General features: G+C 58.6%; 19 protein-coding genes. 11 read left to right on the top strand and 8 right to left on the bottom strand.

The window, feature by feature from the left end:
* Positions 1-179: 179 nt before the first annotated feature.
* The gene (locus HHJ19_RS12765) at positions 180-608 is read right to left on the bottom strand and encodes a hypothetical protein (protein WP_296908004.1); all 429 of its coding nucleotides are present in this window, start codon (positions 606-608) and stop codon (positions 180-182) included.
* Positions 609-740: 132 nt separating this feature from the next.
* Between HHJ19_RS12765 and HHJ19_RS12770 the strand changes: the two genes are divergently transcribed.
* From HHJ19_RS12770 to HHJ19_RS18070, 5 genes are all read left to right on the top strand, one after another.
* Positions 741-2,546, top strand: a complete 1,806-nt coding sequence (locus HHJ19_RS12770; protein WP_296908007.1) for a glutamine--tRNA ligase/YqeY domain fusion protein — start codon at positions 741-743, stop codon at positions 2,544-2,546.
* A gap of 12 nt (positions 2,547-2,558) precedes the next feature.
* The gene (locus tag HHJ19_RS12775) at positions 2,559-4,172 is read left to right on the top strand and encodes a hypothetical protein (RefSeq protein WP_296908010.1); all 1,614 of its coding nucleotides are present in this window, start codon (positions 2,559-2,561) and stop codon (positions 4,170-4,172) included.
* 157 nt (positions 4,173-4,329) lie between these two features.
* Entirely contained in the window at positions 4,330-5,046 is a 717-nt protein-coding gene (locus tag HHJ19_RS12780) for a phospholipase D family protein (protein ID WP_296908013.1), read from the top strand.
* Positions 5,047-5,102: 56 nt separating this feature from the next.
* On the top strand, positions 5,103-5,276 hold the full coding sequence (locus HHJ19_RS12785) for a hypothetical protein (protein WP_296908015.1): 174 nt from the start codon (positions 5,103-5,105) through the stop codon (positions 5,274-5,276).
* Between the two features lie 46 nt (positions 5,277-5,322).
* Entirely contained in the window at positions 5,323-5,397 is a 75-nt protein-coding gene (locus tag HHJ19_RS18070) for a hypothetical protein (RefSeq protein WP_366929408.1), read from the top strand.
* Positions 5,398-5,528: 131 nt separating this feature from the next.
* Here HHJ19_RS18070 and HHJ19_RS12790 read toward each other — a convergent pair whose 3' ends face one another.
* Positions 5,529-6,395, bottom strand: coding sequence for a restriction endonuclease (locus HHJ19_RS12790; RefSeq protein ID WP_296908016.1), 867 nt, complete (start codon positions 6,393-6,395; stop codon positions 5,529-5,531).
* A 285-nt stretch (positions 6,396-6,680) separates the two neighbouring features.
* Between HHJ19_RS12790 and HHJ19_RS12795 the strand changes: the two genes are divergently transcribed.
* Positions 6,681-7,145, top strand: coding sequence for a TerB family tellurite resistance protein (locus HHJ19_RS12795; RefSeq protein WP_296908018.1), 465 nt, complete (start codon positions 6,681-6,683; stop codon positions 7,143-7,145).
* 247 nt (positions 7,146-7,392) lie between these two features.
* On the opposite strand, the gene HHJ19_RS12800 is transcribed toward HHJ19_RS12795, so the two are convergent.
* From HHJ19_RS12800 to HHJ19_RS12820, 5 genes are all read right to left on the bottom strand, one after another.
* Entirely contained in the window at positions 7,393-8,223 is an 831-nt protein-coding gene (locus HHJ19_RS12800) for a hypothetical protein (RefSeq protein ID WP_296908019.1), read from the bottom strand.
* A 228-nt stretch (positions 8,224-8,451) separates the two neighbouring features.
* Positions 8,452-9,279, bottom strand: coding sequence for an outer membrane beta-barrel protein (locus HHJ19_RS12805; RefSeq protein WP_296908020.1), 828 nt, complete (start codon positions 9,277-9,279; stop codon positions 8,452-8,454).
* A gap of 680 nt (positions 9,280-9,959) precedes the next feature.
* Positions 9,960-10,709, bottom strand: coding sequence for an SOS response-associated peptidase family protein (locus tag HHJ19_RS12810; protein WP_296908021.1), 750 nt, complete (start codon positions 10,707-10,709; stop codon positions 9,960-9,962).
* Between the two features lie 502 nt (positions 10,710-11,211).
* Positions 11,212-11,643, bottom strand: coding sequence for a hypothetical protein (locus tag HHJ19_RS12815; protein ID WP_296908022.1), 432 nt, complete (start codon positions 11,641-11,643; stop codon positions 11,212-11,214).
* 8 nt (positions 11,644-11,651) lie between these two features.
* Entirely contained in the window at positions 11,652-12,803 is a 1,152-nt protein-coding gene (locus HHJ19_RS12820; RefSeq protein WP_296908023.1) for a zinc-binding dehydrogenase, read from the bottom strand.
* A gap of 192 nt (positions 12,804-12,995) precedes the next feature.
* Between HHJ19_RS12820 and HHJ19_RS12825 the strand changes: the two genes are divergently transcribed.
* The 4 genes from HHJ19_RS12825 to HHJ19_RS12840 all read left to right on the top strand — a co-directional run bounded on the left by HHJ19_RS12825 (position 12,996) and on the right by HHJ19_RS12840 (position 15,799).
* Entirely contained in the window at positions 12,996-13,214 is a 219-nt protein-coding gene (locus tag HHJ19_RS12825) for a hypothetical protein (RefSeq protein ID WP_296908024.1), read from the top strand.
* 297 nt (positions 13,215-13,511) lie between these two features.
* Positions 13,512-14,039 (top strand): hypothetical protein, encoded by a 528-nt coding sequence (locus HHJ19_RS12830; RefSeq protein WP_296908026.1) that lies wholly within the window; start codon positions 13,512-13,514, stop codon positions 14,037-14,039.
* A 188-nt stretch (positions 14,040-14,227) separates the two neighbouring features.
* Positions 14,228-15,154 carry a peptidoglycan DD-metalloendopeptidase family protein gene (locus HHJ19_RS12835; RefSeq protein ID WP_296908027.1) on the top strand — a complete coding sequence of 309 codons (927 nt, stop codon included), beginning with the start codon at positions 14,228-14,230 and terminating at the stop codon, positions 15,152-15,154.
* 36 nt (positions 15,155-15,190) lie between these two features.
* Positions 15,191-15,799 (top strand): DUF938 domain-containing protein, encoded by a 609-nt coding sequence (locus HHJ19_RS12840; RefSeq protein WP_296908029.1) that lies wholly within the window; start codon positions 15,191-15,193, stop codon positions 15,797-15,799.
* 89 nt (positions 15,800-15,888) lie between these two features.
* On the opposite strand, the gene HHJ19_RS12845 is transcribed toward HHJ19_RS12840, so the two are convergent.
* On the bottom strand, positions 15,889-16,920 hold the full coding sequence (locus tag HHJ19_RS12845) for an NADP-dependent oxidoreductase (RefSeq protein ID WP_296908031.1): 1,032 nt from the start codon (positions 16,918-16,920) through the stop codon (positions 15,889-15,891).
* A 127-nt stretch (positions 16,921-17,047) separates the two neighbouring features.
* Between HHJ19_RS12845 and HHJ19_RS12850 the strand changes: the two genes are divergently transcribed.
* The gene (locus tag HHJ19_RS12850; protein WP_296908033.1) at positions 17,048-17,758 is read left to right on the top strand and encodes a haloacid dehalogenase type II; all 711 of its coding nucleotides are present in this window, start codon (positions 17,048-17,050) and stop codon (positions 17,756-17,758) included.

The raw sequence follows: 17,758 nt of genomic DNA on the forward strand, positions 1-17,758 counted from the left end.
CAAAAACGCGCCGCTGATGGCTGCACAACAGCCATTCAACAAAAGCCCGCAAGCCCGGAATTGGGGGCTTTTTTTTTGAAAAACTCGCCCCGCTTCCAACCAGTGCACCCACCCCGCCCGCCCACAAAAAAGCCTGCGCTAAGCAGGCTTTTCAGGCTCTTATCGCGCTGACCTCAATATCAGTCGTCATCACGGTCGTGACGGCGACCACCTCGCTGGTATTCCACCGGCGCATAACCTTGACCGTAATAGCCGCGCGGTGCCTGCTGGTAAAAACCCTCGCGGTGACGCCAATGACGCGGGCGCTCGTAGTAAACCGGCTGCGGTGCGTAATAAACCGGTGCGGGCCTCACGAACACAGGTCGTGGCTGGTAATAGACCGGTTCCTGCTCAACATAAATGGGTTGCTGCTGTATGTAGACAGGTGGTTGATAAACCGAGCCTACGTTGCCCACGTTGACCCCTACGCCGGGACTGCCCACGCCTACTGACCAATAAACATTGTCCCGGGCCTGTGCAGCACCAGCAAAACCCATGGCTGCAATCGCCAGTGTGGCGGCAACGGCCGCCAGCACTGCAGGGCGATTTGCCTTGATGATTGTGTTCATAACTGATCCTTTGAAAGGGCAAAAAAAGCCCATGCCTTTATTAAACGCGTTAAGCCGGTTCCGGCCTACCGGATGCCCTGTTAAGAGAGTTGCCAAACGTAACCCTGTCGCGCAACCGCCTAAAATCAGTCGATGACTTCCCCCGTCCCCTCCAAAGCCGCCAGCCCTGCCGACAAAGAAGCCCACAAGCCGAGCAACTTTTTACGGCACATCATCGAAAAAGACCTGCTTGACAGCACTTATGCCCAGCGTTTCTGGGGCGGCAGCCCGGGCGACGCCGCCCACCACGCCGCCGGCCAGCCAGACCCGGCCAAAGTACGCATGCGTTTTCCGCCCGAGCCCAACGGCTACCTGCACATAGGCCACGCCAAAAGCATCTGCCTGAACTTCGGCCTGGCGCGAGAGTACGGCGGCGTATGCCACCTGCGTTTTGACGATACCAATCCCGAAAAAGAAGACAAAGAATACGTCAACTCCATCATCGACGCGGTGAAGTGGCTGGGCTTTGGCTGGGAAAACAACGGAGAAAGCAATCTTTACCAGGCCAGTGATTACTTCGACTTCATGTACCGCGCCGCCGAGTTTTTGATTGAATCCGGCCAGGCCTATGTTGACGAGCAAAGCGCCGATGACATGCGCCACAACCGCGGCGACTTTGGCCATCCCGGCACCAACAGCCCCTACCGTAGCCGCACGCCTGCCGAAAACCTCGCCCGCTTCATCGAAATGCGCGACGGCAAACACGAAGACGGCGCCATGGTGCTGCGCGCCAAGATCGACATGACCAGCCCCAACATCAACCTGCGCGACCCGGCCATCTACCGGATCCGCCGCGCCACGCACCACAACACCGGCGACAAATGGTGCATCTACCCGATGTACACCTTTGCGCACCCGATTGAGGATGCGCTGGAGCAGATTACCCACAGCATCTGCACGCTGGAATTTGAAGACCAGCGCCCGTTTTACGACTGGCTGCTCGAAAGACTGTGCGAAGGCGGCCTGGTGGCCACGCCACACCCGCGCCAATACGAATTTGCTAGGTTAAACCTGACCTACGTGCTGACCAGCAAACGCAAGCTCGCCCAGCTGGTCTATGACCACAAAGTCACCGGCTGGGACGACCCGCGCATGCCCACCATCGTCGGCCTGCGCCGCCGTGGCTACACGCCCGAAGCGATTCAGCTGTTTGCCGAACGCATCGGCGTGACCAAAAGCGACAGCTGGATCGACTACTCTACCCTGGAAGGCTGCCTGCGCGAAACCCTGGACGGCAGCGCCCCCCGCGCTATGGCCGTGCTGGACCCCATCAAGTTGGTGCTGACCAACTGGGATGAGGTGATGGGCGGCGCAATGCTCGATGACTGCTCCGCCCCGGTCCACCCCCACCACCCCGACCTGGGCAAACGCAAATTCCAGATCGGCAAAGAAGTGTGGATTGAACGCACCGACTTTGAAGAGACGCCGCCCAAAGGCTTCTTCCGCCTGTTCCCTGGCAACAAGGTCCGCCTGAAATACGGCCACGTCATCGAATGCACGGGCGCTATCAAAGATGAAGCAGGAAACTTAACATCCGTGGCGGCTACGATCATTCCAGACACCAAAAGCGGCACCCCCGGCTCCGACGCCGTGAAGGTCAAAGGCGTGATCACCTGGGTTGGCGTACACGACGCCCTGCCCGCCGAAGTGCGCTTGTACGAACGCCTGTTTGTAGAAGCCCACCCCGAAGCCGGCGGCAAAGACTTCATTGAAAACCTGAACCCGAACAGTTTGAAAGTGCTGAACGCGTTTGTGGAGCCTTCATTGGCGGCAGCCAAGGCTGACGACAAGTTTCAGTTCGAACGGCATGGTTACTTTGCGGCGGATCGGGTGGATCATGCGGCTGGGAAGCCTGTGTTTAATTTGGCTGTGGGGTTGAAGGATGGCTGGGGAAAGTAGTCAATAACCAAAATGCCCAACAGGCAAAATATTCAAGAAGACAAAATGGTGAAAAAAAGTGGCACTACGTCAGTATTAAACACTCAGGAGGTCGATGACTTACTTGTACTATGCGAAGAAGTGATGCGTGCAACACCAGAGGGTGCTAATCGCTTTATTGAACCCGCACCGGGTGTACTATCCCGCGCAAAAGCGAAGCAACACAGTATGGTTTTTGGCAGACGTGGCTCTGGAAAATCAAGCCTCTTGCGCAAAACTGCTGCGGACCTGACAGTTGATCGCAGGCCCATTGCGTTTGTCGATCTAGAAACTTTTAAGGGCCACACCTATCCTGATGTATTGATTAGCGTCCTGATAAAGACGCTCGGCGAGTTTGAGCGCTGGTTGAATAGCGCAGCAATTAACCCAGCAACAAAAACATCGTTTTGGAGAAAACTGTTTGGCACGACGCCAAACCGGCCTCCATTTAACAAGGTGAAGACTGCTGAGTTGAAGGAAGTTCTTAAAAACATCATCCGTGATCTAGAGGCACAGCTGCGAACCCCGGAAACTAGCAACAAGCAAGTCAGGACAACTGTTGCGAATGAAACTACTGCTTCAGTTCAAACAGCGGTGAACGCAACCGCTCCTGGTGTAACCGCTTCAGCAACTGGAAACATCAGTGGAAAAATTAATGCAGGAACTGAGGAACAAACAACTTATGTATCCCATAAGGTTGAATATCTTCATCAGAACATACTCCGCTTTCAGCACTTCTTTAAGGAACTGTCTGATTTGTCAGATGGATCTTCATTCTTGATCTTGGATGACCTGTATCACATACGGAGGGCAGATCAAGCAAAGGTAATTGACTACTTTCACAGAGTTGCCAAAGGCAATGGAATGTGGGTAAAAATTGGAACCATCAAACACCGCAGTCAGTGGTACGAACACTCTGATCCACCGATTGGCATGAAGCTTGGGGACGATGCGAAGGAAATCAACTTAGATATTTCACTCGAAAAATTTGAGACATTGAAGACGTTTTTGCGCCAAGTCCTCGAAAACCTAGTCGTTGAGAAGTCCCCCTTAGCTATTAAGGATTTAGTAAACCCCACCGCAATTGACCGAATCATAATTGCGTCAGGTGGCGTAACGAGGGACTTTGTAGGCATTTTTTCCGGCTCGATAGCGGTCGCCAGAAATCGCGGCAGCGACCACCACAGAGGCCCAAAAATTGGTCTTGAAGATGTAAATCTAGCAGCAGGTGAATACGACTCCAATAAGCGCGAGGAATTCAAATTGGACTCAGCAGAAGATCGAGTGGTTCTAGAGAAAGCATTTGATGCTCTAGTTACGTTTTGTACAGAGACTTCAAAGTCCAACGTTTTCCTTGTTTCACAAAAACTCACCGGGTCTGTTAGGGAGTCGATTGATCAGCTCATCGATTTGAGGATGATTCATCCGGTCAAATCCCGAGTAACACTAAAGAAAGGTGCTGCTGGAGAGTTATACGAAGCCTACATGCTTGACCTCAGTCAGTACACAGCTGCTCGTAAAGTACACGACTTTCATATGGTCGATCTGAGTAGTAGTGACAAGGATGAGGCGATTCGGAAATCATCATTAATTTATGCTGGTAACTAGATTTGACTTGGCTTCCTCGTGTGCGAGACATTGGGCCCGAGAAATTGGCGAGGGAAGAATTGGATTCAGCCTCCGATTATTTTTGGAAAATCCAGGTTCACCTTAGACTGCAACTAACTAAAAATCGCTTCACACAATCACAGTCACACTTGAAACCATGGCCAAATTCCTAAACACAAGCGCGACCAATTATTTTCTCGAAGAGATGATCAAAGGCGCGGCAGACCGCTTGATTCTGATCAGCCCTTTTCTCAAGCTCAATGACAGAATGAAAGAGCTGCTGGCAGACAAGAATCGTTTGAAGATTGACGTTCGCATCGTCTACGGTAAAAGCGAGTTGCAGCCGCAAGAAATTGAATGGCTGCGCGGCTTGACTTACATCCGCACTAGCTTCTGCAAAAACTTGCACGCCAAGTGCTACATGAACGAAGAGATGTGCATCGTCACCAGCCTAAATCTGTACGAGTTTAGTCAGGTCAACAACAATGAAATGGGCATCTTGATTCGAAGAGCCGAAGACGGTCAGCTGTACAAGGATGCCTACGAAGAAGCACAGCGCATCATCCGCATCAGCGACGAAGTACGTATTTCATTGGAACGCGTGACCAGCGAACCCGAAACTGCTAATCATGAAGCTGAAAAGAGCTCAGAAACCGAGACCGTCGGCGACAAGCTGCCTTCGGGCAAGTTGGCTCAAAAGCTAGGGTTAAAGACTGTGCAGTTATTGGATCGTGCCACTGAACAGGGCTATCTACTGCTGACAGGAGATAAACATGCAGTGACGCCAAAAGGTGACAAAGCCGGGGTGGAGTTTGTTGCCAAGGGGCGCTTCGGCCCGTACTTCTTGTGGCCTCAGGACTTTCATCCGGTCTGACAAATAGTCATATTGCAATACCGACCCGTGGTCACTCGCAAACTTAAACCCAAGCCATGGATCAGACTGCAAAAACAAGCCAAAACCGACTTAGGCCTCCCCCAAAAGCGCTAGAAAAGGCTTTGAAGGATTCAGCAGACCGCGCACGCCGCATGGCCGAAGCGTTCGGGTTGAAAGTGCCGGGCATTGCACCAAAATCTGTGAAGACCGACGGCAAGGCATCACCATGAACCCAACTGACAAAACCCTCAGCGCTCAAGCAGTGCAGTAGATCGAATGACCCTGGTGGAACGCATTTTGGACAGTTTGGATGAGCCTGATGCGTCTGTGGACGCACTATGGGCCAAGTAGGCCGATGACCGGTTAACGGCGTATCGAGGAGGCGAGATCCGTGCAATGGCTTTGTCTGACGTGATCGCCAAATACCGACAGTGCGCCGTTATGGGGCGCTCGAATCCCGATATTTGATAGTACGGGCTAGTTCAACTGACGTTCCGGGTTCCCCTGCAAACCGGATATTGAACACAGCCCCAAAACTCCCCGCCCGAGTTAACCCCACGCCTTGCAACCCGCATCTTCATCGCGGCACCGCAGGCAGGACATGCAGGGACTGCACTCGGTGCTGACGGCACAGGGGCCTCAAAAACGCGTGTTGATGGTTGATTGACCGTGCTGCGCGCCGCTTTGGCTTGCGCCAGCAAACCATGCAAACGCGCGCCGTCGATGAGTGTGATGTTTCGGCCTGCAGCGAACTCGGTGGCGTCTTCCGTGAAGCGGCCAGACGTCACGACGAAGCCCCCAGCGGCTCCTTTGGCGGCCATCACCCCGTACAGCTCACGCACCACCGTGACGCTGACTTTGAACGCCTTCCACTGTTTGCATTGGACGAGGAATTTTTCGGACCCTTGGCTGAGCACCAGATCAATGCCGCCGTCAGGCCCTGCGCCACCCGTTTCGGTCACGCTATAGCCCTGCAGACGGAACGCTTCGCCCACCAGCATTTCAAATTCACGCCAGGACATGCCATCCAGCGCATCGGCCGATTTGTTTTGCGACACCTGGGTGAGCAGCGACTGGCGACGGCGACGCCCCATAAAAGAACCCAGCGCGCCCAGCAGGCAAATGACCGGGACGATGAACGGCCCCGCGAACGCCAAAGTGGTGACGACTGACCCAACGATCACGCCAGTCATCTGACCGGGCGTGAGGCCTAGCAACTGGGTGGGTTTGGCCAGCTGGTGCAGAAAAACATAGCTGATCAGGGCGAGCGCCACGCCCGCCCACCACGGCAGCACCGTGATCAGGCTCAGCATGTCGTCCAACGGACTGGTCTTCTTTCTACGCGCCATCGTTCCAACTCCTCCTTAAATTCAAATCAAACTCCCCGGCTTTCCTCCGCCGGATTCGCCAAAAGCCAATTCACCGGATAAGCCCTCATAAACTCTCGTGCTTTCGCCAGGCGGGCGCGTAATCAGCACGCCTTGCCACAGTTTGAGAATTGCTCCTTTTTTAGTAGCAGTTAAGACAATGAAATCCTCGGCTAATACTCAATTTTCCATAAAAAATCCCTTTAACTCAATGGTAGACGCGTAAAACCCGACACTTGGCAGCCACACCACACCCTCCCCTAGCCCATGCTGAGCACCCTCCGAAACCTGCTGACCACCTTTTTCAACGCCGACGACGCTGGCGCTACCCCCAACGGCCCCGGCCTGCAGCTGGCCACCGCCGTGTTGCTGTTCGACGTGATGCGATCGGACGCCAACACCAGCGACGCAGAGCGTGCGCACGCCATGACGACCCTGGGCAAGCGCTTTGCCTTGAGCGACGAGGTGGTGGCGCAGTTGATGGCGAAGGCCGAGCAAACCTCTAAGAACGCCAACGACTACTTCAGCTTCACCAGCCTGATGAACGACCGCTTCACGCAGGCGCAAAAAATTCAGGTGGTGGAGTTCATGTGGCAGGTGGCTTATGCCGACGGCAAACTCGATGCGAATGAAAACCACCTGATCAGCAAGGTGGCGGGCCTGCTGTACGTGACCCATGGCGAGTACATCGGCGCCAAAATGCGCGCCAAGGAAGATGCTCAGTTACTGTAGGTCTGCTACATTATTCATAGCTATCAAGGCAAGTAAGTCTTGGACTAGAGCCTGATATCGCCAATAATTCGGCCAAAAGCAACTTTAAATGGCCTTAGGCCACGCCCAATTGGTACGAACGCCATACCTGGATGCGCGGGGATCAAATAAGCTCTCGCTTTTCGCAAGCACCACACATTGGATTTGAAACCGCCGCTTCACTCATCAACAATGCGCACGGTTTTTCATGGTGCGCTTTGAGCTGTGATTATCTAGCGGCCGAATTGGTTGCTTGCGTGGATTCGGAAGAGGCTTGCTTTCGCGACGAATCCTGAATGTCGTAAGGGCCAAATACTTCTTGAGCAGAGCGGGTTTCCGGCAATATGTAGACGATGCCGTTGGTCCCTTTAAAAATTGGGCTCACGACTTTTTCATAAAACGGGACCGGCACATTGATGCAACCATAAGAAATGCGCTTGTCGAGTGCTGACGCCGAGGCCAGTCGCTCTGCTCGACGTTCCTTGGGGGTTCCTTTCACCACAGCATGCAGGGAAATCGCAGTGTCGTAGTCCACCCAAAGAATTTCCTTGCCGTGAATGTCACGGTCCAGTGACGCGACGAACCGCCCGGCTGGGGTGGTTCGCTCCTCGGGCAGGATGCTAGACAGCTTGCGCTGTCCGATACCGGGTACAGAATCGTCGCCTACGGCAAGCCCAAGCAATGCTGGAGTGCTTCCTGTAATTTGCCCCTGCGCATCAAACACAAATACCCGCGCGTTGACCTTATCAACAATGATGAAGGGCAACTTGGCGTTGTCTGCCGAATTGACCACCCAATCTGCCAATTTCCTGGATTCTGGCGACGACTGGTCTTGCCTAAAGTTGGCAACCTTCGTTTCAATAGGCGTCATTTCCGACGTGCCAACGCCAGCGACTTGACTGGTCGTGGGTGGAAGGTTTTGCGCAGCGGCAGCCGGAAGCACAAACGTGACCAGCGAAATAACACACAGTGACGCGACTAGCGTAGCCACAGCACCAGCAGCACGCGCCGAACTAGGTTTTTGTAATTGAAATTGATCTGTGATTGATTGACTGAGCATGAAGTGCCGCCGGTGCAAAGGTTGGTCGATAACATGACTCAAAAGACACGATAGCTTTTGAAGCCTGCAAAATTCTAAGAATACGATCCTCAGCCAATCGAGATTTAACAACGCAGAATGGTTACACAAATCCTGTTAACAGTGATGCGCTGAGTTATTTCTCACTCAAAAAAAAGGTGGCCGCAGCGTTTAAACTGCTGGCCACCTTTTGATCAGTGAAAGATCAAGTTAGTTGCGACCTTCTTTGGCTGGACGAGCAGGCGCCACGTAAGGAGGGGGTGGAGGCGCTACATAAACTGGCGCCGGGGCCATTGCGACTGGTGGTGGCGGGGGAGGTGCAACATAAACTGGAGCGGGTGCGACATAGGTTTGCGCCACCGGTGTCTGGGCTTTTGCACCAAAACGGTAGACCAGTCCGATAGATGCCATATCAACATTACCGCGCCTGATCTGGTCATTAACGCGGTGGTAGCGCTCGAGTTCGCCCCTCAAAGACAGGGCATCCGTGATGGCGTACTGAAGGCCCACACCATATTTCACGTGGGTGTCATTGCGGCTCATGTTGGCGGTGACTGGGGGTGCGAAACCAGTGCTGGAAGAACTGTCTCTGGTTCGCGCATAGGCAGCACCGACGCGACCCAGCACTGAAAACCGGTCTGACAAAGGCAGGGTACCCACCAAGTCCAGGTTCAGGCCGTGGGAACGGGTATTGCCGTTATAAGTGCCGCCCGATGTGACGCCAGAGTAATTGAAACGTCCCAAATCGAAATAACCGCCTTCCACTGCGAAGTTGGGGTTCAACTGGTAGCCGCCAAACAGTTTGCCACCGGTGCTTGAGTTGTCCACCGACGAGGAATTGATGGCAAAGCCGTTATTTCTAGCCAGATTGTTATAGGCGTCGTTGTTGAAGTGAGCGCGAGTGGCGCCCAAACTGCCACCAACGTAGAAGCCGGGTGCTTCTTGTGCCATTGCCGAGGTGCTGCAAACAAATGCAAAACTGGCAACAGTCAGCAGCCTGAGCCGAAGCGGGTTGGCCGGTAATTTCACTGCGTTCATGGCTTTCTCCAAAAAATCGATACGGGTTGTTAAAAAATAAATGGAAGTCAATCCGCTGGTGGAGAAGTTAAGCCTGAAAATTGCCAGGACCACCGTAAAACGAATTAAGTTAGAGTATTGAAGCGCATGACGACTCGGCTTGTAGGGCTATAACCCATTCGGCGATTTTTGCTGAAAAACAACATGGGGCATTGCGCTGAAAACCGTTGCGGACCCAAAAAAGCGAGGGCGAGCATAGGCTTTTGTATTCCTGGTCCCAAGCCCGCCCCGCCAATCTCGCCACTGCCTGCTGACGCGTTTCTTGGTTCTGAGCCGGTGCCGGCATGCAAGCGCCGCGCAGCGTCACCCTCGCGCCTGGTGCGCCTGCAGTGCGGTTTGCCATGATCCGTTCAGACGGCAACGTCGACACACCGCCCTGCTGGAAATCCGCCGTGTCTTAAAGCCCCAGCGCAAGCTCCTGCACTGCGCACACGGCCGCGCGCACGATGCGACCGTGCGCCGGTGGAAGGACCTGTTGCAACCACTGTGGGGCCCCATGGCGGGCAGCTGCCACTTGGGCCGCGACATCCCTGCGCTGCTAGTGGCCTGGGGTGAGGCGGTTCCGGCTTGATCGGCCAAACAATCACGGCTCGGAGAAAGCCAAGCAGGTCAGTCAAGGAAGCCGCTGAAACAAGGGCTGTTCACCGCCCCTTCTCCACCGGATTAGCCAGCAGCCAATTCGCCGGATAAGCCCGCATAAACTCCCTGGCTTTCTCCGGGCGGGCGCTGAGCCAGGCGTCGTAGGCGCCTTCGTTCAAAATCGCCAGCATGCGTTTTTCGTTGCCGGGCTGTTGGTAGCGGCCCATCAGCGCGTGGCTGTTGGCGTTGACCGTCAGCAGCGTGTAGCTGGTGATGACCTGGCCGTCAGCGCCTGTCCAGCTTTCCCATAAACCGGCCACGCCCATGGGCTTGCCATCGACACGGGCAATGCGGGTGGGCACGGCTTTGCCGCTGCGCCAGTCGTCTTCCATGAACGCCTGCATGGGCACAATGCAGCGCTGCCCGGCCAGCCAGGCGTCGCGAAAGTTGTTGGACGTGGTCACGGTTTCAGAGCGGGCGTTGACCAGCTTGGTCGAACGCAGCTTGGCGTCAGACGCGGACTTGACCCAGCGCGGCACCAGGCCAAACTGCCCCGCCGCCAGCTCACGGGTTGGCGGCGCACGCGGGGGCTTGTCAGCGTCTGGTTTCTCTGCAGTGCTTTTGGCTTGCGCTGCCTCATCAACCGCTTCGGTCTCTTCGGCCTCTTCGGTCCCCTGGGCTGCGGCCGCGCGGATAAAAACACCCGGTTGGCGCGGCCACACGTCGCGTCCCACGGTTAAAGCAGGGGCGGCCACACGGAAGGCATCGGGGTAAAGCAAGGGGCTGTGAACGCTCTCGTAATGGGTACTCATGCGGCGATGCTATCGCAGTGCAGCGATCAGCCGCTGCACAACGGCCCCGCCCAGCAGGTGTTGCGGGCGTTGCCGATTCTCATGAAATCGGCTTCGGATTTCAAAAGACCCGAATTCCGACCGCCGGCCTGGTACGGCAGTCATAACCCCGCGACCTGCTTTGTCACGCAAACGGTCTGCTTGAGTGGAAGCCGCCGGCGATGGTGTTTGAAGGCAAGTGCCGGCGCCCTGCCTGCGCGAGTGGCGGCATCAAGCTGGTGCAGCGCACACCGTCTAAAGGCGGCTCGGAATTTTGGGGCTGCAGTCAGTACCCGCGCTGCAGAGCCAGATTGCCGATGACAGCGTCTTTCGCTAGCAATTACTCCTGTTTTAATAGCTGCCTGCGACCGTATCGCCTGGACTAGGATCACTTTTCGTTCATTGACCAGGTTTACTGCTCTTTTCCATTGCCCAATGCGGCATTACCCAGCCGCGCATGAACGAATAGCCCCTTTTTTAATAGCTACTCAGCCAGATTCCTCCCCGGCCAAGCCGACTTTTGACGGATGGTGTGCGCCAAAGACGGCGCACACAGCAGCCACGCCATGCCCAGCCCCAACAGGCCGCCGCGCGCCAGGCTGTAGTCTGCGGCCAGCCGCGCCCATGACACGCCAGTCACCAGGCGGCCAAAGGCAACTTCAAACGCCATCATCAGCACCACCCAGAGCAGGCCGACCGCCCATTGCGCGCGGCGTGTGCTGGCGCGCAGCCACGGGCTGCAGACCCAGGCCACCATCAGGATGAGCACGCTGCCGCTGACGGTACCAATCTGCCGCGCAGCGAGGTCGCCGACGCGCGGCGTGATGAAGAGTGTGCGCACGGTGCCGTTGGCTATTTCGCCCACGATGATCAGCGCCAGCACGGCCAGTGCGCGCAGCGTTAGCGAGCGTGTCAACAGGGCCTTCACGCGGTGCCGGCTTTGTTGGGGTTGATCAGGTACTTGGCGCCGGTCGTGCGCTGGCCGTAGGCGGCGATGTGCTCCAGCTGCAGTGCCTCGGCCAGCGAAACCTCTTTGGTGTAGCTGCTGGCAAAGGTGGTTTTCAGCTCTGCCGTCACCCGTTGTCGCATCGCCTGGGCCGCGTCGGCGCCGATGCGCTCGATAAACTGAAACAACAGCCAGCCACCCATGCCCCAGCTAAAGCCGAAGTTTCTGACGAACTCCGTCGGGCCGGTGTCCAGGCCGCCATAGATATAAACCTGCTTGTGCGTGGTCGAGCCATAGCGGCTGTATTCGGTGGCGCTGCGGACCAGCGCGGCCTCCATGCAGGTCAAGATTTGCCCGGCCAGCCTGCCGCCGCCAGTGGCGTCGAAGGCGATGGTGGCGCCAGTTTCCACCAGCGCCTGGGTGAGGTCTTGCATGAAAGTGGGGGCAGAGGCGTCGCAAACATGCCGGGCGCCAATGGCCCTGATCAGCGCCACCTGCGCGGGCTTGCGCACGATATTCACCAGGCCGATGTTGTCCTTGAGGCAGATCTTGTTGAGCATCTGGCCCAGGTTGGACGCCGCCGCCGTATGCACCAGCGCCTTGTGGCCTTCGCGCCGCATGGTTTCCACCATGCCCAGCGAGGTAAGCGGGTTGACGAAGCACGACGCCCCTTCGGCAGGGCTAGTGCCTTCCGGCAAAACCAGGCACTGCGCGGCCTTGACGCAGCGGTATTGCGCATACATCGCCCCGCCCAGCACCGCCACGGTCTTGCCCAGCAGCGCCTGCGCGCCATCAGATGACCCGGCAGCAACAACCACGCCGGCTCCTTCATTGCCCACCGGCAACGATTGGTCCAGCCGCCCGGCCATGCCTTTCATCAGCCCGTCAGGAATGCGGGCGTTGACCACCGGGCTGTCCGGTGTGCCCGACAGACCGAGCGTGCCGAGGTCGGCCGCGCCAAAGAGCAGGCCGATATCGGACGGGTTGATGGGCGTGGCCTCGATGCGGATCACCACTTCGTCTGGCGCGGGCGTGGGGGTGTCGACGCTGAGCAGCGAGAGTTCGAGCTCGCCGCTGGCCCTGACCAAGGAACGAAGCTGAAGCCCGGTGCGGGAGGTTGGGGAAATCATGGGATGCTCCTGTGATTGAATTTCATGCTGACGTACGGCACCACGCTATCACAGGGAGTGCGCGCAAGGGAGCCCGCACACACGTCCGAACCCTTCGAAAACGACTTTTCCCGACAGATAACCGACCGCGATGCCCGCACAATCTGGCTTGGCGTTGTACACGACTGCGCCGCAACCTGTCAGGAGATTGCCATGTCCCAGTTCGCCACCGTCACCGGCCCCGTCACCTTCACGCCGGGCGACGGCGTGCCGATCGAGATTCCGCAAGGCCGGATCGAAGTGGATCTGGCGGACGACAGTGCAACGCTGAGCTGGGAAGCGGCTCCGGGCATACCCGGCGTAGCAGCCATTCCGCGCATCCAGTTTGACGATTACGTGAAAGCCGGGCAGATCACCATGACTGCGGCATGAAGCCGCCCGGCAGGTGCGCGGGCAACTGCGCCGGGGCTGCCCCCGAGGTCGCGAACAATCGAATTTGACCATTTTTGGGTCAAATCGGCCTCTTGTCCAATGAATACGGTCATCATTAGCTATTAAAAAAATAGCATTCGATTTCCAATACCCCACCTTTTCGCAATTCGGCCCGGCCATCCTGGCTTTGGCCTGATTGATTCGGCACCCTAGCCGGTTAGGTCGCACTCACTAGGGAAAACCCGCATCATGCGGTGTCTCTCTCTTTTGCCTCAACCCAACCCCGAAGGAAACGCCATGAGCGCCAAGAATCTTTCTACCGTTGCCAGCGACCTGATCGCGTCTTACGGCAACACCGCCAAAAACATCATCGACGCCTACCGCGCGGGCGGCGAGCGGGTGGTCGGCCTGCTGGAGCAGCGCTGGAGGCATGCGCTCAGGCAGTCACGCAGCGAGCTTACTTCCGAAACGGCGAAAAACGCGTCGGCTGCCCAGCTGGCTTTCAGCGTTTACTACACCAAGGGCCTTAACCTGACGAGTAGCGGCGCCGAGCAGGTGGTGAGCCAGCTGGTGAAGCTGGCCGAAACCGGCGTAGAGCGTGTGGCCGCCAACGCCAGCGCGTTTGGAGAAAAAACCGGCGTGACCACGCTGGACACGCTTGCAAGGGCGACCGCGCCCGGCGCGCTGGTGTTGAGCAAGCTGGCCGCCCAGATCGAGCAAACCACGGCAGATCTGGCCCACAAGATCGCCGGTAGCGACGTTGCCACCGCCAGCGTCAAGCGCAGCTCGGCTTTCAGCCAGCGCCGCGCTGCCAAAGCAGCCTGATTCGGGCGACCACTGCGCCTGCCCGCCATTCGGCAGGGCGGGCGCGCCGGGTTCGAGCCGGCTATTTCTTATTTCTTATTTCTTATTTCGCATTTCGGTTCCCGGTCGGGCCAGGGCCTCGGGCGGCCTGTGATTTGATGGCAAGATAAAGCCTTCAAGTCCGTTTTCGCCAAACCCCGAGTCCTACCGTGCCCCAATACGCTGTGCCGACCCCGCCATTCCCTCCCGCGACCGATTCATTCAGCCGCCGCTGTGCCCTGCTCGGCGGCATCGGCCTGCTGGCGCTGCCCGCATCAGGCCGCGCCGAAAGTGCCGCGCCAAACCCCGCCATGGCGTCCTCCGGGGTCTGGCCCCAGGCCTCGCAGGTTCCCGGTGGCCTTGCCCGGCTCTCGCTGGGTTCTGCGGCCGAGCGACCGGTGGCGCATTTGCGTGGGGCAGATGCCGTCGTGCCCCTGCTGGTGCTGGGCGATGTGATCGAGTGGACGGCACTGGTCGGCATTCCCCTGGCCGCCGTGCCGGGCGCGGCAAGCATTTCCGTCAAGACCGCCGACGGCGGCCAGCGGCAGCTCAGCTACGTGGTCGCGCCCAAGCGCTACCTTGAGCAGCGCCTGAAGGTGGCGCCGGGCACGGTTGACCTGTCGCCCGAAGACGAGGCGCGCTACGAGCGCGAGCGCGCCCACCTGGCGACGGTGATGGCTACCTTTACCGAGCCCTTGCCGCAGACCTCTTTGCGCATGCGCGTGCCGGTGCCCGGCCGGCGCTCCAGCTCGTTCGGGCTGCGGCGCGTCTTCAACGGGCAGTCGCGCAATCCGCATAGCGGCATGGACATTGCCGCAGTCACAGGGACGCCCGTTTTGGCACCGCTGCCGGGCCGGGTGATTGACACGGGCGACTACTTTTTCAACGGCAACACAGTATGGCTCGACCACGGCGGCGGGCTGCTGGGCATGATGTGCCACCTGAGCAAAATTGACGTCAATCCTGGCGACGTTTTGAAAACCGGCGAACGCCTGGGCGCCGTGGGCGCCACCGGCCGGGTGACAGGGCCGCACCTGCATTGGGGCGTAATGCTCAACCGCACCATGGTCGACCCGGCGCTGTTTCTGGCGGTCTGATTCCTGCGCACCTGCTCGACTATCAGAAAATTCACCATGCCGCAAACCGACTTCAGCCCCGCCGCCGACCGAAACAAGCAAGCCATCTTCGACCTTCTGCGCCGGCTGCTGCCCGAGCGTGGCCAGGCACTGGAGATTGCCTCGGGCACCGGCCAGCATATGGTCTGGTTTGCGGCTGGCCTGCCGCGCTGGAGCTGGCAGCCCACCGACGTGCGGGCCGACGCGCTGAACGGCATTGCCGCAGGGGTGGCGCAGCAGGGTCTGGGCAATGTGCACGCACCCCTGCTGCTCGACGTGATGGCGCCGCGCTGGTTGCCGGACGATGAGCGCTTTGACGCCATTTACTGTGCCAACCTGCTGCATATTTCACCCTGGGCCACTTGCGCCGCCCTGTTTCACGGCAGCGCGCGCCACCTGGCGTCTGGTGGCGCGCTCATCACCTACGGCCCGTATCTGGAGGACGGCGTGCCCACCTCGGAAGGAAACCTGTCGTTTGACCAGAGTCTGCGCGTGCAAGACCCGGCCTGGGGCATTCGCCGGCGCGAAGACGTCGAGCTCCAGGCCGCCAAAGCAGGGCTGCAGCTGTCAGCCCGACACGCCATGCCCGCCAACAACCTGTTGCTGGTGTGGAAGCTGATGACCTGAGCGGCTGGCAGACCGCGCCGGCTTGCAGGGACTGCAGCTTTCTATTTCGCAGCTTCCTGCAATTTGCTGCCAGGGACGGCGCTGGCGGCTCAGACTTCGACCAGCACCTTGCCGCGGTGGTCGCCGGTAAAGAGGCTGTTCAGGGCTTGCGGCAGCTGCCCAAAGCCGTTCACCACGGTTTCTTCAAACACGATCTCACCGCGCTGAACCCAGGGACCGACGATGCGCAGCATTTCATCCATGCGGTGCAGGTAGTCGCGCGCCAGGATGCCCTGGATGGTGGCACGCTGATAAAGCATGTGGTGCAAAAAGCGCGGCCCCAGTTCGGGCGTGTCCAGTCCGCCCGAATACTGGCTGATCGTGCCGCAGATGACGATGCGGGCGCGCCGGTGGATGATGGGAATAATCGCGTCGGTGATCCAGCCGCCGACGTTGTCGAAATACACGTCGACGCCGCCGGTGCGTTCAAGAATGGCCTGCGAGAGCTGCTGGGCGCTGGCAAAGGTCTTGTAGTCAAGCGCCCAGTCCAGTCCCACGGTGTCAGTCAGCCACTGACACTTGGCCGCGCCCCCGGCGATGCCCAGCACGCGCGCGCCGTGCCGCCTGGCAAATTGCGCCACCAGCGAACCCACGGCCCCGGCGGCACCAGACACCACCACCACTTCACCGGCGTGCGGGCGCCCTGCTTCGGTAAGGCCAAACCACGCCGTCCGGCCCGGCATGCCGAGCACGCCCAGCGCGGTGCTGACCGGGGCCAGTTCGGGGTCGAGCTTGCGCAGGGCGCTTTGGTGGCTCCGGGCGTGGGTCTGCCAGCCAAGCATGCCCTCAACCCAGTCGCCCGGCGCCAGGATGCTGGCTTGCGAGGCGATGACGCGGCCAACCATGCTCGCGTTTTGCACGGCGTTCAGCGGGTGCGGCTCGGCGTTGTAGGTGGGCTTGAGCGACTGGTTGATGCGCATGTAGGGGTCAACGCTCAGGTATCTGGCCTCGACCAGCACCTCGCCGTTTGACAGGTCCATCGACAGCGGGCTGCTCGTCAGTTCGTAGTGCTCCGGGCCGACGACGCCACTCGGGTGGCGGCGGTAAATCCATTTCTGGTGCAAGGCGGGAGTGGGGTTCATCGCAGACGTGTCCTGATTGTTCAATGCGTTCGGGGTAACGCATGATAAGTTGAGGCGCCCGGCCCGCGCTGCACGGCGCCGGCCGGCCGCTTTGCCTGAAAAAATCATTCATGCGGATAATTGCCGCATGAGCACACCTTCCCTTTCCCCGCCCAAAGTCCTGGCGTTTGATGTTTTCGGCACCGTGGTGGACTGGCACAGCGGCATTGCCCGCGAGGTGCAGGCGCTGCGCCCGGCCGTGGACGGCGATGCGTTTGCGCTGGCCTGGCGCGCCGGTTACCAGCCGGCGATGCGGCGGGTCATGTCAGGCGAGCTGGGCTGGACGCTGATCGATGATCTGCACCGCCTTATTCTTGACAGCATCCTGCCGCAGTTCGGGCTGATCGATCTGACCGAGGCGCAGAAACAGCATCTCAATAAAGCCTGGCACCGGCTCGACCCCTGGCCCGATGTGCTGGCAGGGCTCAGGCGGCTCAAATCACGGCATGTGATTTGCACGTTGTCAAACGGCAATATCGGCCTGCTCACCAATATGGCCAAGCGCGCGGGCCTGCCGTGGGACTGCATTTTGTCGGCCGAGGTGTTTCGGGCCTACAAGCCAGACCCAGCCGCCTACCTGGGCGTGGCCCGTATTTTCGACGCGGCCCCTGCAGAGGTCATGCTGGTCGCCGCCCACCAGGACGACCTGGCTGCCGCGCGCGCGTGTGGCCTGCAGACGGCTTACATCGAGCGCCCGGCCGAGTTTGGCGCGGCCCGGCCCAAAGACATCTCGCCCCACCCCGCCAATACCCGCCACGCCACAGACTTTCTGGCGCTGGCTGACCAGTTGGGCTGTTGA

Source organism: Polaromonas sp., from assembly GCF_012927415.1.
Classification (GTDB): domain Bacteria; phylum Pseudomonadota; class Gammaproteobacteria; order Burkholderiales; family Burkholderiaceae_C; genus Polaromonas.

Coding starts and splice junctions, on each gene's coding strand:
- HHJ19_RS12765 (WP_296908004.1), bottom strand. CDS start 608: ATGAACACAATCATCAAGGCAAATCGCCCTGCAGTGCTGGCGGCCGTT.
- HHJ19_RS12770 (WP_296908007.1), top strand. CDS start 741: ATGACTTCCCCCGTCCCCTCCAAAGCCGCCAGCCCTGCCGACAAAGAA.
- HHJ19_RS12775 (WP_296908010.1), top strand. CDS start 2,559: ATGCCCAACAGGCAAAATATTCAAGAAGACAAAATGGTGAAAAAAAGT.
- HHJ19_RS12780 (WP_296908013.1), top strand. CDS start 4,330: ATGGCCAAATTCCTAAACACAAGCGCGACCAATTATTTTCTCGAAGAG.
- HHJ19_RS12785 (WP_296908015.1), top strand. CDS start 5,103: ATGGATCAGACTGCAAAAACAAGCCAAAACCGACTTAGGCCTCCCCCA.
- HHJ19_RS12790 (WP_296908016.1), bottom strand. CDS start 6,395: ATGGCGCGTAGAAAGAAGACCAGTCCGTTGGACGACATGCTGAGCCTG.
- HHJ19_RS12795 (WP_296908018.1), top strand. CDS start 6,681: ATGCTGAGCACCCTCCGAAACCTGCTGACCACCTTTTTCAACGCCGAC.
- HHJ19_RS12800 (WP_296908019.1), bottom strand. CDS start 8,223: ATGCTCAGTCAATCAATCACAGATCAATTTCAATTACAAAAACCTAGT.
- HHJ19_RS12805 (WP_296908020.1), bottom strand. CDS start 9,279: ATGAACGCAGTGAAATTACCGGCCAACCCGCTTCGGCTCAGGCTGCTG.
- HHJ19_RS12810 (WP_296908021.1), bottom strand. CDS start 10,709: ATGAGTACCCATTACGAGAGCGTTCACAGCCCCTTGCTTTACCCCGAT.
- HHJ19_RS12820 (WP_296908023.1), bottom strand. CDS start 12,803: ATGATTTCCCCAACCTCCCGCACCGGGCTTCAGCTTCGTTCCTTGGTC.
- HHJ19_RS12825 (WP_296908024.1), top strand. CDS start 12,996: ATGTCCCAGTTCGCCACCGTCACCGGCCCCGTCACCTTCACGCCGGGC.
- HHJ19_RS12830 (WP_296908026.1), top strand. CDS start 13,512: ATGAGCGCCAAGAATCTTTCTACCGTTGCCAGCGACCTGATCGCGTCT.
- HHJ19_RS12840 (WP_296908029.1), top strand. CDS start 15,191: ATGCCGCAAACCGACTTCAGCCCCGCCGCCGACCGAAACAAGCAAGCC.
- HHJ19_RS12845 (WP_296908031.1), bottom strand. CDS start 16,920: ATGAACCCCACTCCCGCCTTGCACCAGAAATGGATTTACCGCCGCCAC.
- HHJ19_RS12850 (WP_296908033.1), top strand. CDS start 17,048: ATGAGCACACCTTCCCTTTCCCCGCCCAAAGTCCTGGCGTTTGATGTT.